The organism is Sulfitobacter sp. CB2047, from assembly GCF_000735125.2.
Lineage (GTDB): Bacteria > Pseudomonadota > Alphaproteobacteria > Rhodobacterales > Rhodobacteraceae > Sulfitobacter > Sulfitobacter pontiacus.
On sequence record NZ_CP072613.1, the window covers coordinates 3,229,740 to 3,242,845 of the forward strand.

Consider the following 13,106-nt stretch of genomic DNA (forward strand, 5'->3'; position numbering starts at 1 on the left):
CCACCGGATCAGCTTTTGCGGGCAATAACGAAGCGGGCCGCGTCTCGCAAGGTTTCGGCGTCAATGCCGTAGGGGGACAGGGCATCACAGGCAGCATCGACAAGATCACGGGCACGGGCGCGGGCGGGGTCCAGCCCCAGCAGCGACACAAAGGTCGCCTTGCCCGCATCGGCATCCTTGCCCACGGCCTTGCCCACCGTGGCGGCATCGCCTTCGACGTCTAGAATGTCATCCGCGATCTGGAACGCCAGCCCGAGGTTGCGCGCATAGCTGCGCAGCGCGGCGGCATCATCGCCCGCCATCACCGGCCCCGCCGTCGCGGCCCATTCGATCAGCGCACCGGTCTTGCCGGCCTGAAGCGTTGTGATCTGGTCAAGGGTCAGCGGTTGGCGCGCGGTTTCGGCGGCGATGTCCATCGCCTGCCCGCCCACCATGCCGCGCACACCGGCAGCCCGCGCCAGCCCCGTGACCAGCGCAACCCGTTCAGCGTCGCCGCAGCCCGTTGCCGCGACCAGTTCAAACGCCAATGTCTGCAGCGCATCGCCCGCCAGAACCGCTGTCGCCTCGTCCCATTTCACATGTACCGTGGGTTGACCCCGACGCAGGGCGTCATCATCCATGCAAGGCATGTCATCATGCACCAGCGAATAGGCGTGCAGCGCCTCGATCGCGCCGGCGGCGGGGGCGGCCTGCGCGTCCATCACCCCGTGCAACCGCGCGCTTTCGATCACTAGAAAAGCCCGCAGGCCCTTGCCGCCTGTCACGGCATAGCGCATCGCCTCGGCCACGGTGCCGTCCAACCCGCCAAGCCCGTGCAGGATCTGGCCAATCGCCAGATCCGCAGCATGGGGCATGGCCGCATGAAACGGTTTGCGCGTCAGCTCTGTCTCAAGCGAGATGTCAAACCCCGCCAACGGGAGCCACTCCGACAGGGTTGCCGTCGCCATCCAGCGTGATCTGCGCGACTTTCTCTTCGGCTTCCTTCAGCTTGGTCTCGCAGCGTTTCTTGAGCTTGGCCCCGCGTTCGTAAAGCGAAATGCTTTCATCCAGCGCCACATCGCCCCGTTCCAGCTGGCCCAGAACCTTTTCCAGTTCGGCCATCGCTGCCTCAAAGCTCATCTCTTCTACCGGAGTATCCGTCATTGCCGTGAATCCCATCAATCAAACTTGGCCTGACCATAGCCCGCCCGCGCCATGGCTTCCAGTGACCGTGCCGATTTCTTGGGCGCAAATTCTCTTACGCCACGATACCACATTTACCGCCAAGGCAGCGCGTGGTCAGTCGGGGGCCAGCATATAGCCCTCGCCGCGCACGGTTTGCAGATAGCGGGGCTGTTTGGGATTGTCTTCGATCTTGCGGCGCAATCGGGTGATCTGCACATCGACAGCACGTTCCTGCGCCTGCCCGCGGTCACGGCCCAGTTCCTCCACCAGTTTTGACCGGCTCAGCGCGGTACCCGGTTGGGCCGCAAAAATGCGCATCAGCTGGATTTCGGTGGCGGTCAGCCGCACCAGATCGTCGCCCTGCCACAGCTCTCCGCGTTCGATATCATAGCGGATCGGCCCCATCGACAGCACCTTGGGGGCGGTATCAGCCACGCGGGTGTCGGGCATACGCCGCAGGATCGCGTTGATCCGCAACAGCAGCTCTTTGGGTTCAAACGGTTTGGCAAGGTAATCATCCGCCCCCGCTTCCAGCCCTTCGATCCGGTTGCCTGTCTCGCCCTTGGCGGTCAGCAGCAGGATCGGCGTTTGCATGTCTTCGCGCAGGCTGCGGGTCAGGCTTAGACCATCCTCGCCCGGCATCATCACATCCAGCACGATCAGATCAAAATCCAGCCCCGCCAGAATACGCCGCGCATGGGCCGCGTCGCGGGCCGAGGTCACAAGGAACCCGTGCCGCATCAGGAACTTCTGCAGCAGCGTGCGAATACGTTCGTCGTCATCGACGATCAGCAGGTGTGCGTCGGCCTCGTTCACGCGCCGTTTTCCTTCAGACGGGTGTAACAATGGTGCATTTCGGGGTCCATCATCGCCTCTAGCACGGTGCGAAAACCGGCGACCGCCTCGGGGCCCGCGTCGCGGAACGCACTGCGCATCCGCATCCGTTGTGCATCAGACAATGTCTGTTCGAGCGCGCGCCCGGCGTCAGTCAGATACAAGTGCCGCTCCCGCTTGTCTGCTTTTCCCACTTGGCTTTTGACAAGACCATCGGCGATCAGCGTGCGCAATACACGATTAAGGGATTGTTTTGTAACACCCAAAATCCCCAGAAGGTTGTTTACCGTCGTGCCCGGTGCCCGGTTGATAAAGTGGATCGCACGGTGGTGCGCACGACCATAGGCCATATCCACCAGGATCTTGTCAGGGTCGGCTGTAAAACCGCGGTAGGCAAAGAACATCGCCTCGATCCCCTGCCGCAGCTGTTCATCCGTCAGGAACAGCAGGTTCTCGCCCGTGTGTGATGATGGGCCGCGTCCGTCTGCCATTATACTCTCCCCTTGCTGCGCCAAGAGCTTACGTCAGCGTTATTGACTTTCCAAGAGTCAAAGGCTATCGAATCCCATGTTTTGCGTAATTATATGTCTGCACGCAGCGGGTTTCACGCAATTTTCATAAATCCCGAGGTGCTTTGAGGAAGGATACATCATGGACGGCGCATACGACGATCGCGACGGCAAAATCTGGTTGGACGGTAAAATGGTCGATTGGCGCGACGCCAATGTCCACATCCTGACCCACGCCATGCACTATGCGTCATCGGTGTTCGAGGGCGAACGCTGCTACAATGGCAAGATTTTCAAAGGCCGCGAGCATTCGGAACGGCTGCGCAAATCGGCGCAATACCTCGATTTCGAAATCCCCTATTCCGTGGACGAAATCGAAGCCGCGAAATACGAAATGCTCAAGGCGAACGGCTGGACCGATGCCTATGTCCGTGCGGTCGCGTGGCGTGGAGCCGGCCCCGACATGGGCGTCTCGGCGGCGCGCAACCCTGTACGTCTGGCCATCGCGGGCTGGGAATGGGGCAACTATTACGGCGACGCCAAGATGAAGGGCGCCAAGCTCGACATCTCGAAGTGGAAGCGCCCGTCGCCCGAAACGATCCCCGTACACGCCAAAGCGGCGGGCCTGTATATGATCTGCACCACCTCCAAACACGCGGCAGAGGCCAAGGGCTGTTCCGACGCGCTGTTCATGGACTACCGTGGCTATGTGGCCGAAGCGACCGGCGCGAACATCTTTTTCGTCAAGGACGGCGAAGTGCACACGCCACTGGCCGATTGCTTCCTCAACGGGCTGACCCGTCAGACCGTCATCGGGATGCTCAAGGAAAAGGGCCTGACCGTGCACGAACGCCACATCATGCCGGAAGAGCTGGAAGGCTTCGAGCAATGCTGGCTGACCGGCACCGCGGCCGAGGTCACACCCGTCGGACAGATCGGCGACTACACCTTCGAGGTTGGCGCGCTCACCCGCGAGATTTCGGAAGACTACGAAAAGCTCGTCCGGTCCTGAACTGCGCCATCAAAACAAACGGCGCGAGGGGATCTCCCCCCGCGCCGTTTTCATGTCCGCACCTGCGGTGCAGCACGTCGTGTCAGTAAAGCGCGACCGGATTGATCATCGCCTGTACCGTGCCCTTGATCAGCGGCTGCCCGAGCACAAACATGAACTCTTGCACGCCTTCCGCGACCAGCGGTCCTGTGTTCATCGTCTCCAGAATATAGATGCCGTTGTCCTTGAGCAGCGTGACGTGGCCATAGAACACCTTGTCCCCCTCTTTCGGTGGAATCGCTTCTAGGCCCCATGTGTCTGCACCCACGGCCATCGGGTTCATCGACGCCATAAACACCGCGCCTTCGTTATTCAGCCCCGGTTCGGTGGACCCCCAGGCCGTCGGGTCGCTTTCCATCATGCCGTCGGTCCAGCCCGTGTGAAACAGCACGATATCACCTTCGTTTACCGTGATCTGCTGCGCCTCCATCGCGGCGGTAATCTCTGCCTCGCCAAAATGCTCACCGGCGGCCAACACATCCTTGCCCATGTGCTTGGCCATATCGATGATCACAGCGCGCCCGACCAAGGGCGGCACGGCATGCGTCCCCAATTTGGTCAGGCCGCTGATCGCCGAGATTTCCTTTTCGTCCAAACAGTTATAATACATCCCGTCTTCGCCCAGATGCCCAAGCCCGTCCAACTGCGACCCGATACCGATCCAGGTTTGCAGCAGATCGTCGTTATAATTGCCCTCATAGCCAAAGGACGACAGCTTTTGGCCGCCGTGCTGGTTCGGCTGGACCACCTGAAGGCTGAGCGAACGGGGCGGGAAGGCAGGTGTATCCGGCCCGATCACGATCCCGAGCGGCATCGATTTGCCCTGCTTGATCAGCTTGGCGGCCTGCAACGTGCGCTCGGTCGAGATCAGGTTCGCCGATCCCAGCTGGTCTTCAGGGCCCCAATGCGAATGGTCACAGTCTTGCGCCCATGCGGCAGATGCCCCGACACCGATGGACACGGCAGTTGCGATAATCTTGGTAAATTTCATCTTTCTTCCCTCCCAGAAAACAGGGTGCAGCACCGACGGGATACCCGCTGCTCCACACCCTAGAGGGTTAGGTTAACATGAAATTCAATCAGGGCACGTAGTTTCAACCGATCAGCTGGGTGTCCCCTGTGGCGTGCTGCTGGCCTTGGATTTGGATCGATCCAGTCCCAACTGCCGTTCCCGCCAGATGATCGCGGCACCGCCGGCGATGACCAGACCCGCACCGATCAGGATCGCAGGCGTCGGGATTTCGCTGAAAAGCACCCAGCCGATCAACACCGCGAACAGCATAGAGGCATAGTCGAACGGGGCGAGCATCGACACCGGGCCAAAGCGGTAAGAGGCCGTGATCATGATCTGTGATACCCCGCCGATCATGCCCGACAGGATCAGAAGCGCCGAGACTTGCCACCCGGGGTTCACCCACCAAAGCGGCTCCCAGTTGATCACCATGCCGGCGGGCAGCGTGAGGAACGAAAGGCAGGTTGCGGTGAGCGAGAAATAGAACACGATGGCCGCCGTGCTGTCGGTTTGCACCAATCGGCGCACGTGGATCTGCACAAGCGCGCGCATGATCGACGCGGCAACCACCATCATCGCCCCCAGCATGGCAAGCTGCGACACGCTATCCCCGCCTACGGTAAAGCGGGGGTACAGAACGATCAGCACGCCAATCAGCCCCACGGCCACCGCAGACAGTCGGAACACACGCACCTGTTCGCCCAGGAATATCGCGGCGAAGATTACCGTGAAAAGCGGCGTGGCATAGCCGATCGCGGTGACCTCTGGCAGAGGCAGCAGGCTAAGCCCGGCAAAGGTCAGCGCCATCGCCGTGGTCCCGAAAACGCCGCGCCAGACGTGGCCCATCAGATTGCTTGGCTTCAGCCCGTCGCGCAGGTCGCCGCTTTGCCATAGCCACAGGATGATCATCGGGAAGGCAAAGAACGACCGGTAGAACACGGCCTGGGCGGCGGGCACGGTGGCCGTCGCAATCTTGATGAGGGCCGCCATGACCGAGAACAGAAAGACCGCCCCCAGTTTAAGGGCGATGGCCCGGCCGGGGCGGTGCTCTGTCGTGGTGCTTTGCATGGCGCATGCTTGCGCCTGCAGGTTTCAAGTTGCAAGACCCCGCGTCAACTTGCGCGTCGTATTCCCGCCAACATGCAAAAGATCCGAGCGTTCCGCGCGACTTAGCCGATGATGCCGCGGTTTTCGCCGACCTGACCGCGGTGCAACAGCATATGGTCAAGCAGGACGCAGGCCATCATCGCTTCGCCCACCGGCACGGCGCGGATGCCAACGCAAGGGTCATGGCGGCCTTTGGTAATGATCTCTGTGTCTTCGCCGGTCTTGGTGATTGTCTTGCGTGTGGTCAGGATGCTTGACGTCGGCTTGACCGCAAAACGCAGCACGATGTCCTGACCAGTGCTGATGCCGCCCAGAATACCGCCCGCGTGGTTCGACGAATAGACAGGGCCGTCGGGGCCCATGCTGATCTCGTCCGCGTTCAGCTCTCCGGTCAGCATGGCGGCGGACATGCCTTCGCCGATCTCCACGCCTTTGACGGCGTTGATGCTCATCATCGCGGCGGCGAGATCGGTGTCGAGCTTGCCATAGACTGGCGCGCCAAGGCCCGCGGGCACGCCGCGCGCTGTCACCTCGATGATCGCACCGACGGAGGATCCGGATTTGCGCAGACCGTCCAGATACGCCGCCCACTCTTCTGCCGCTTTGGCGTCGGGCACCCAGAACGGGTTCTGTTCGATCTGGTCCCAGTCAAACGCGTCGCGGTCGATCTTGTGGGGGCCCATCTGCACCATGTAGCCGGTGATCTGCACATTCGGCGCAATCGCCTTGATCGCTTCGCGCGCAAGGCCACCCGCCGCCACACGCGACGCCGTTTCACGTGCCGAGGACCGCCCGCCCCCGCGATAATCGCGGATGCCGTATTTCTGGAAATAGGTGATGTCGGCGTGACCGGGGCGGAACTTGTCCTTGATGTCACCGTAATCTTTCGACCGCTGGTCGGTGTTCTCGATCATCAGCTGGATCGGCGTGCCGGTGGTGACACCTTCGAACACGCCCGACAGGATCCGCACCTCATCCGCCTCGCGGCGTTGCGTGGTGTATTTGTTCTGGCCGGGTTTGCGCTTGTCCATCCAGTGCTGGATCATCTCTTCGGTGATCGTCACACCGGGAGGGCAGCCGTCCACCGTGGCCCCCAAAGCAGGCCCGTGGCTTTCGCCCCAGGTGGTCACGCGGAAAAGATGGCCAAAGCTGTTGATCGACATGGGCGGTGCTCCTTTGGCGGTGATCCTTAACGGGGGCTGCACCATGCCTCAAGGGGTTTCACCTTGCGCGCGGGCGACAGGCGTTCTACCGATAAGACACCTCGGGGGGCCTGACAGGCTGAGATGTGCGCGCACGGACCCGTTGAACCTGAACCGGTTAACACCGGCGGAGGGAAGGTCTGGATACACCTCCAACGCTTTCTGACGCCGCATTTTGGAGGATGCCATGAAGTATCTTACACTTGCTGCCACCACGCTTTTCGCCACGCAAGCATGGGCCGAGACGCCCGAACTGGTGGTCTATACCTACGACAGCTTTGTCGCCGAATGGGGCCCCGGCCCCGTGATCGAAGCGGCCTTCGAGGCGGAATGCGCCTGCGATCTGAAATTCGTCGGTATGGGCGATGGCGCGGCGCTGTTGGCGCGGCTCAAGCTGGAAGGCGCGCGGTCTGACGCCGATCTGGTGCTGGGGCTCGATACCAGCCTGATCGCGGGGGCCAAGGAAACAGGGCTGTTCGCGCCCGCCACAGTGAACGCGGAATATGACCTGCCGGTCACATGGGAGGATGACAGCTTTGCCCCCTATGACTGGGGCTATTTCGCCTTTGTCCATAACGCTGATCTGACCCCGCCCGCGAATTTCCGCGCTCTGGCCGACAGTGACCTCAAGATCGTGATCCAGGACCCGCGGTCCTCTACCCCCGGTCTGGGCCTGCTGATGTGGGTCAAGGACGCTTATGGCGACGAGGCCCCTGCGATCTGGGAAGGTCTGGCGGATAATGTCGTGACCGTGACCAAGGGCTGGTCCGAAGCCTACGGCCTGTTTCTTGAGGGCGAGGCCGACATGGTGCTGAGCTATACCACATCCCCCGCCTACCACCTGATCGCCGAAGAGGACGCGACCAAAGCCGCCGCCGCTTTTGACGAAGGCCACTACATGCAGATCGAAGTGGTCGGCAAACTGGCAGGCAGCGACCAGCCCGAGCTGGCCGATCAGTTCATGCAGTTCATGGTATCGGACGCGGCGCAATCGGTGCTGCCCACGACCAACTGGATGTACCCCGCCGTCACGCCCCAAGGCGGGCTGCCCGAAGGCTTTGAACAGTTGATCGAACCGGGCAAGGCGCTGCTGATCCCAAGCGATGACGTGCCCGCCCTGCGCGAGGAAGCATTGGCCGAATGGCTCTCCGCGCTGTCGCAATAAGCACGAAAACCGGCATCAGCGCCGCCGTTCTGGTGGCGGCGCTGATCCTTGCTGCGGTGGGGGCGGTGCTGTGGCGGGCCGAGTTCGGCAGCGGGCTTGGCCCGGCCGATTGGTCCGCGATCCGGTTTACCGTGCTACAGGCCGCGCTTTCCGCCCTGCTGTCTACCATGCTGGCGATCCCTGTCGCCCGCGCCTTGGCGCGACGGCGCTTTGTCGGGCGCGGGCTGCTGGTCACGCTGCTGGGGGCACCGTTCATCCTGCCGGTGATTGTCGCCGTGCTGGGGGTGCTTGCGGTCTTTGGCCGCGCAGGCTGGCTCAATACGGCGCTGTCGGCGGTCGGATTGCCCGGCATCACGATCTACGGGCTGCACGGCGTGGTGCTGGCGCATGTCTTCTTTAACCTCCCGCTGGCCACGCGGCTGTTGTTGCAGGCGTGGCAGACCGTGCCCGCGGAACGGTTCAGGCTGGCCGCACAGCTTGGCCTGACCCCGCGCGCGGTATTTCGCAGCATCGAGCTTCCCCTCCTGCGGCAAATCCTGCCCGGCACCGCGGCGTTGATCTTTGTGATCTGCCTGACCAGCTTTGCCGTGGCGCTGACCCTTGGCGGCGGCCCCCGCGCCACGACGATCGAGCTTGCGATCTATCAGGCGTTCCGTTTCGACTTTGACCTGAACCGTGCAGCTCTGCTGTCGCTGGTGCAGCTTGGGCTTGCGGGCAGCACCGCCGCGCTGGCGCTGTGGATTATCCCCGCGATCAGTCTGGGCGGCGGGCAGGACCGCCCCCTGCACCGCTGGGACGCACGTGGTGGGCTGCAACGCGGGCTCGACGCGCTGTTCATCACGTTGGCGGCGGGGTTTCTGCTGCTGCCCCTGACCTCGGTCGTGCTGCGCGGGGCGATCGGCCTGCCGCAAATGCCCGCCAGCGTGTGGCAGGCAGCGGGCACCTCACTCATCGTGGCGCTGATCAGCGTGGTGGTCTTGCTGGCCTTGGCCCTGCCCCTTGCCGGATGGATCGCGACCCGCGCCCGCGGCGGGGTAGAGGCCGTGGGCCTCTTGGGGCTTGCGGCCTCTCCGCTGATGATCGGCACCGGTTGGTTCATTCTGATCAACCCTGTCGCCAACCCCTTTGCGCTGGCCCTTCCCGTCACGGCGCTGGTCAATGCGCTGATGGCCCTGCCCTTTGCCCTGCGTATTCTGGTGCCCCGCCTGCGCGACACGGTGCAGATCTATGGCCGGCAGGCGCAGATGCTGGGGCTGAGTGGATGGCCGCTTTGGCGCTGGCTGATCCTGCCACGCTTGCGCCCGCAGATCGGCTTTGCCGCGGGGCTGACCGGAGCCCTATCGATGGGGGATCTGGGGGTCATTGCCTTGTTCGCCGACCCCGACAGTGCCACCCTGCCACTGCAGATGTACCGGTTGATGGGGGCCTACCGGATGGAGGCCGCGGCCGGTGCGGCCCTGATCCTGCTGGCGCTGTCGCTTGGGATTTTCTGGATATTCGACAAGGGAGGGCGCTGGCATGCTGACGCTTGAGACCGCGCAGATCACCCAAGGCAGCTTTACCCTGCACGCCGACCTGACCCTTGCGCCCGCGCAGACCTATGCGGTGATCGGCCCCTCGGGTGCGGGAAAATCCACCCTGCTGGGGGCGCTTTGCGGGTTCATTCCGCTCAAGTCCGGCAGGCTGCTGTGGCAGGGCAAAGACATCACCCAAGCCGCCCCCGGTGCGCGGCCGATGACGATGCTTTTTCAGGATAACAACCTCTTTCCCCATCTCAGCGTGATGCAGAATGTGGGGCTGGGGCTGCGCCCCGACCTGCGGCTCGGCACTGCGGAACAAACCCGTGTACACGAGGCGCTTGATCGCGTCGGGCTGCAGGGGATGGCTGCCCGCAAGCCTACCGAGCTTTCCGGCGGGCAGCAAAGCCGCGTGGCCCTCGCACGGGTGCTGGTGCAAGCCCGCCCGCTTGTCCTGCTCGACGAACCCTTTGCCGCACTTGGCCCCGCCCTGCGCAACGACATGCTGGATCTGGTGGCCGCGCTCGCCGCAGAGACCAAAGCCGCGTTGATCATGGTCACCCACGCCCCCGAAGACGTGCGCCGCATCGCGGATCAGGTGATCTTTGTCGAAGGTGGCACCGCACATCCGCCGCAGCCTGCCGCAGCGCTGATGGACAACCCGCCCGACGCGCTGCGCGCCTATCTGGGGTAATCAGAAAATGACCGCGTAAAAGGTCAGCGATGTCAGCAGGATCGTCAGATACCCCAGCAGCACATAAAGCCCGTCGCGGGTGAACAGACCAAAGGCGAACAGCGCCACCGTCCCGCCCCCGAAGGACGACGCGAAGGGCACGAATTCAAGCAAGGGCCAACCCACAGGCAGGATCACGCAGGTCACCAACGTCAGCAGACGCATCGGGCCTGTCGTCAGAAACTGGAGCCTTTTGCCCGAGTGGCGATCAAAAAACGCAGCGGGCTTGCGCAGCCACCGCACGCAGAACAGCAACCGGGATGACTTGACCTCCCGGCGCAGCAGGAACTGCGGCAACCACAGACGTTTGCGCCCATAGACCGCCTGCGCCGACAGCACGATGATCACCATCGCCATGAAACTGGACACGCCAAAGACACCGGACAGCGGCGACACCAACAGCAGCGCGGCCAGCAGAATGAACGGGAGCAGGGACCGCTCTCCGAATTCGTTCAGCACATCGTTGATCGTGACCGTCTCGCGGCTGGCCGCTTGTTCCATCCCGTCCAGCAGATGGGTGAGGCTACGCTCCTCGATATTGTGCATATACCCCCCAAAGGTCAGCTGTCTAGTGCAAGCAATGCCGCCAGCCCGGCCCGATAGGTGGGGAACTGCGGTGCCCAGCCTAACGCCTGCTTGATACGGTCGTTCCGAACCTTCTTGCTTTCCGCGTAAAAGCTGCGGGCCATGGGGGTCATATCGGCCTGATCAAAGGGGATCGCGGGGGGCACGGGCAGGCCAAGCAGCTCTGCCGCGTGGGCGATCACGTCTTGCGGTGGCGCGGGGTCATCGTCGCACAGATTATAGACCGCGCCCGGGTCGGGCCGCTGCAAGGACAGCTCAAGCGCTTGGGCAATATCCTCGACATGGATCCGAGAGAAGACCTGCCCCTGCTTGATGATCCGCCGCGCCGTTCCGGCCCGTACCTTGGCAAAGGGGCCGCGTCCGGGGCCATAGATCCCTGCGAGGCGAAAGATATGCAGCGGCAGATCGGGGATCGCCTGCCACCGTGCCTCTGCCGTGACACGGGCGCGTCCGCGTTTGGTCGATGGTGTCAGCGGCGTGTCCTCGTCCACCCAATCGCCGCCGTGGTCGCCGTAAACCCCCGTTGTCGACAGGTAGCCGACCCACCGCAGATCGGGCGCGGCGCGGGTGACTGCATCCTCGACCGCATTCAAGACCGGATCGCCTGCGCTGTCCGGTCCGGCCGAGACGAGCACATTGGGAGACTGCGCGATCAACGCCCCCAGATCGGCCCCCGGCCAGACGACGGGTTCAACGCCTGTGTCCGCAATGGCATCTGCCTTGTCGGGACTGCGCGTGGTGCCGACGATGCGCCAGCCCTGCGGCACCAGCCGTGCGGCAAGGGCGCGCGCGCTAAAGCCATGCCCGATCGACAGCAGCGTTTTCTCCATGAGGCGTCCTTTCTATGTGGTGGCGGTCCGGGGCAAGGCGATCCGCTGCCCTTCGGGGACCAATGCATTCATCCGCGCGATATGTTCCGGCAGGCATTTGGTCAGGAAGTCATAGGTCTGGACCACATGCGCCCGCGCCGCCGGCCCCAGATGCGCATAGGCCGCCGGATTGCCCAGCACATCCGCCACCTGATCGCCCAGCGCATCGGGATCGAAGAAATCGCACAGCAGACCGGTTTCGCCGTGGGTAATCGCCTCGCGCACGGGGGCCACGTCAGAGCCGACAATCGTCGCGCCCATCGCCATCGCCTCGAGCAGGGACCACGACAGCACAAATGGCATCGTCAGATAAAGGTGGCAGCGGCTGATCTGTATCACCCTCTGGTAGTCCTCGTAGGACAGCTTGCCCAGAAAATGCACCCGCGACCAATCGACGTGCTTGCCCACCTCTGCCTCCATCTCGGCACGCAGTCCCCCGGGGTGTTTGCTTTTGCCGCCATAAGAGGTGTCGTTGCCCCCCACCACCAACACCCGCGCGTTGGGGCGTTGTTTCAGAATACGTGGCAATGCGCGCATGAACACATGAAAGCCCCGCGTGCGTTCAAGGTTGCGCGACACAAAGGTCAGCACCTCGTCATCCTTGGTCAGGGCGCGATCCATCCGCCCCAGCTTGAGCGTCACCGCCGGATCGGGGCGCAGCAGGTCTGTGCGTATCCCGTCGTGGCAGACATAGAGCTTGCGGTGAAAGCTTTGCGGAAAACGGTCACGCTGCCAGTAGGTCGGGCTGAGCCCGACATCGACGGTTTCGATATTGGCCAGCGGCACGGCATTGCGCGCGTGCAACAGAAAGGGGGTATTCTCGGTCACGGGGTCTTCGGGATCGAACCCCACAGGGCCGCCGGTATCGCTGTAGTAATACTCGAAGAAGCCGATGATCGGGACATCGGGCCAGATCTGCTTGAAAAACGTCAGCTCCCCCCAGCCCACATGCCCCACCACGATATCGGGTTTGAACCCTTCGCGGGTCTCGATCTGTTTGGCCGCGCGGGCGGCCCCCAAGCCGTTGCCGGTAGATTCCTCCCAGTTCTTCGACAGCCCATAGGCAGTCTCTGCCGGTCTGTGATGCGCCTTGTAGACCCGTGTCTCGACGCCCTCAAAACGGGGCGGGTTTTTGCGTTGGGTCAGGAAATAGATCTGGTGTGTGCGTTGATCGGCCAGCCATTGCACCAGCTCGCGGTATTGGCCGGGCATATTCTGGTGCACAAACATGATCTTCATGGGGTCGCCTTATGTCCTGTCGGTTGCAGACAGTTAGCCCAGTCGGCACGGACAGTGCAAACGCCACGGCGCTGGACGGCTCTGGCTTGAACCTCGGGCGATCTTCGTGTCAACGTCAG

14 protein-coding genes and 1 riboswitch are annotated in these 13,106 nt (G+C 62.8%); of the genes, 4 read left to right on the forward strand and 10 right to left on the reverse strand.

Features of this window, described 5'->3' with window-relative positions; translation table 11 throughout:
* Positions 1-8: 8 nt before the first annotated feature.
* The 4 genes from IV89_RS15910 to IV89_RS15925 form a co-directional block, all read right to left on the reverse strand.
* Positions 9-947, reverse strand: a complete 939-nt coding sequence (locus IV89_RS15910; protein WP_051843889.1) for a farnesyl diphosphate synthase — start codon at positions 945-947, stop codon at positions 9-11.
* The gene (locus IV89_RS15915) at positions 901-1,143 is read right to left on the reverse strand and encodes an exodeoxyribonuclease VII small subunit (RefSeq protein ID WP_005850957.1); all 243 of its coding nucleotides are present in this window, start codon (positions 1,141-1,143) and stop codon (positions 901-903) included. The genes IV89_RS15910 and IV89_RS15915 overlap by 47 nt, the downstream gene beginning before the upstream one ends.
* Positions 1,144-1,278: 135 nt before the next feature.
* Positions 1,279-1,980 (reverse strand): response regulator, encoded by a 702-nt coding sequence (locus IV89_RS15920; protein WP_037942943.1) that lies wholly within the window; start codon positions 1,978-1,980, stop codon positions 1,279-1,281.
* A complete protein-coding gene (locus IV89_RS15925) occupies positions 1,977-2,489 on the reverse strand; it encodes a MarR family winged helix-turn-helix transcriptional regulator (protein WP_005850955.1) in 513 nt (170 codons plus the stop codon). The genes IV89_RS15920 and IV89_RS15925 overlap by 4 nt, the downstream gene beginning before the upstream one ends.
* Before the next feature lie 160 nt (positions 2,490-2,649).
* On the opposite strand from IV89_RS15925, the gene IV89_RS15930 reads away from it, so the two are divergent.
* On the forward strand, positions 2,650-3,519 hold the full coding sequence (locus IV89_RS15930; protein WP_005850954.1) for a branched-chain amino acid aminotransferase: 870 nt from the start codon (positions 2,650-2,652) through the stop codon (positions 3,517-3,519).
* 82 nt (positions 3,520-3,601) lie between these two features.
* Here the strand turns inward: IV89_RS15930 and IV89_RS15935 are convergent, their stop codons facing one another.
* The 3 genes from IV89_RS15935 to aroC all read right to left on the reverse strand — a co-directional run bounded on the left by IV89_RS15935 (position 3,602) and on the right by aroC (position 6,840).
* Positions 3,602-4,549 (reverse strand): cyclase family protein, encoded by a 948-nt coding sequence (locus IV89_RS15935; protein ID WP_037942942.1) that lies wholly within the window; start codon positions 4,547-4,549, stop codon positions 3,602-3,604.
* A gap of 111 nt (positions 4,550-4,660) precedes the next feature.
* Positions 4,661-5,638: a DMT family transporter gene (locus tag IV89_RS15940; RefSeq protein ID WP_037942940.1), complete on the reverse strand. Its 978-nt coding sequence runs from the start codon at positions 5,636-5,638 to the stop codon at positions 4,661-4,663.
* Between the two features lie 101 nt (positions 5,639-5,739).
* Positions 5,740-6,840: a chorismate synthase gene (aroC, locus tag IV89_RS15945; protein ID WP_005850951.1), complete on the reverse strand. Its 1,101-nt coding sequence runs from the start codon at positions 6,838-6,840 to the stop codon at positions 5,740-5,742.
* 92 nt (positions 6,841-6,932) lie between these two features.
* Positions 6,933-7,032: riboswitch (TPP riboswitch) on the forward strand.
* 34 nt (positions 7,033-7,066) lie between these two features.
* On the opposite strand from aroC, the gene thiB reads away from it, so the two are divergent.
* From thiB to IV89_RS15960, 3 genes are read left to right on the forward strand one after another with little or no spacing between them, the layout of a single operon-like run.
* Positions 7,067-8,044 (forward strand): thiamine ABC transporter substrate binding subunit, encoded by a 978-nt coding sequence (gene thiB, locus IV89_RS15950; RefSeq protein ID WP_037942937.1) that lies wholly within the window; start codon positions 7,067-7,069, stop codon positions 8,042-8,044.
* Positions 8,020-9,576 (forward strand): thiamine/thiamine pyrophosphate ABC transporter permease ThiP, encoded by a 1,557-nt coding sequence (locus IV89_RS15955; RefSeq protein WP_037942935.1) that lies wholly within the window; start codon positions 8,020-8,022, stop codon positions 9,574-9,576. The genes thiB and IV89_RS15955 overlap by 25 nt, the downstream gene beginning before the upstream one ends.
* Entirely contained in the window at positions 9,563-10,255 is a 693-nt protein-coding gene (locus IV89_RS15960; RefSeq protein ID WP_037942933.1) for an ATP-binding cassette domain-containing protein, read from the forward strand. Before IV89_RS15955 ends, IV89_RS15960 begins: the two co-directional genes overlap by 14 nt.
* Here the strand turns inward: IV89_RS15960 and IV89_RS15965 are convergent, their stop codons facing one another.
* The 3 genes from IV89_RS15965 to IV89_RS15975 are packed head-to-tail and all read right to left on the reverse strand — an operon-like array spanning position 10,256 to position 12,987.
* Complete coding sequence (locus IV89_RS15965; RefSeq protein ID WP_005850947.1) at positions 10,256-10,840, reverse strand: exopolysaccharide biosynthesis protein; 585 nt, start codon at positions 10,838-10,840, stop codon at positions 10,256-10,258. It lies immediately after the preceding gene.
* A gap of 14 nt (positions 10,841-10,854) precedes the next feature.
* Positions 10,855-11,709, reverse strand: coding sequence for an SDR family oxidoreductase (locus tag IV89_RS15970; protein WP_037942932.1), 855 nt, complete (start codon positions 11,707-11,709; stop codon positions 10,855-10,857).
* A gap of 12 nt (positions 11,710-11,721) precedes the next feature.
* Positions 11,722-12,987, reverse strand: coding sequence for a glycosyltransferase family 4 protein (locus IV89_RS15975; protein WP_037942930.1), 1,266 nt, complete (start codon positions 12,985-12,987; stop codon positions 11,722-11,724).
* Positions 12,988-13,106 lie beyond the last annotated feature (119 nt).

Excerpts from the sequence above, each read along its gene's own strand:
- IV89_RS15910 (WP_051843889.1), bottom strand. The coding sequence starts at position 947 with ATGGCGACGGCAACCCTGTCGGAGTGGCTCCCGTTGGCGGGGTTTGAC.
- IV89_RS15915 (WP_005850957.1), bottom strand. The coding sequence starts at position 1,143 with ATGACGGATACTCCGGTAGAAGAGATGAGCTTTGAGGCAGCGATGGCC.
- IV89_RS15925 (WP_005850955.1), bottom strand. The coding sequence starts at position 2,489 with ATGGCAGACGGACGCGGCCCATCATCACACACGGGCGAGAACCTGCTG.
- IV89_RS15930 (WP_005850954.1), top strand. The coding sequence starts at position 2,650 with ATGGACGGCGCATACGACGATCGCGACGGCAAAATCTGGTTGGACGGT.
- IV89_RS15935 (WP_037942942.1), bottom strand. The coding sequence starts at position 4,549 with ATGAAATTTACCAAGATTATCGCAACTGCCGTGTCCATCGGTGTCGGG.
- IV89_RS15940 (WP_037942940.1), bottom strand. The coding sequence starts at position 5,638 with ATGCAAAGCACCACGACAGAGCACCGCCCCGGCCGGGCCATCGCCCTT.
- aroC (WP_005850951.1), bottom strand. The coding sequence starts at position 6,840 with ATGTCGATCAACAGCTTTGGCCATCTTTTCCGCGTGACCACCTGGGGC.
- thiB (WP_037942937.1), top strand. The coding sequence starts at position 7,067 with ATGAAGTATCTTACACTTGCTGCCACCACGCTTTTCGCCACGCAAGCA.
- IV89_RS15955 (WP_037942935.1), top strand. The coding sequence starts at position 8,020 with ATGGCTCTCCGCGCTGTCGCAATAAGCACGAAAACCGGCATCAGCGCC.
- IV89_RS15960 (WP_037942933.1), top strand. The coding sequence starts at position 9,563 with ATGCTGACGCTTGAGACCGCGCAGATCACCCAAGGCAGCTTTACCCTG.
- IV89_RS15965 (WP_005850947.1), bottom strand. The coding sequence starts at position 10,840 with ATGCACAATATCGAGGAGCGTAGCCTCACCCATCTGCTGGACGGGATG.
- IV89_RS15970 (WP_037942932.1), bottom strand. The coding sequence starts at position 11,709 with ATGGAGAAAACGCTGCTGTCGATCGGGCATGGCTTTAGCGCGCGCGCC.
- IV89_RS15975 (WP_037942930.1), bottom strand. The coding sequence starts at position 12,987 with ATGAAGATCATGTTTGTGCACCAGAATATGCCCGGCCAATACCGCGAG.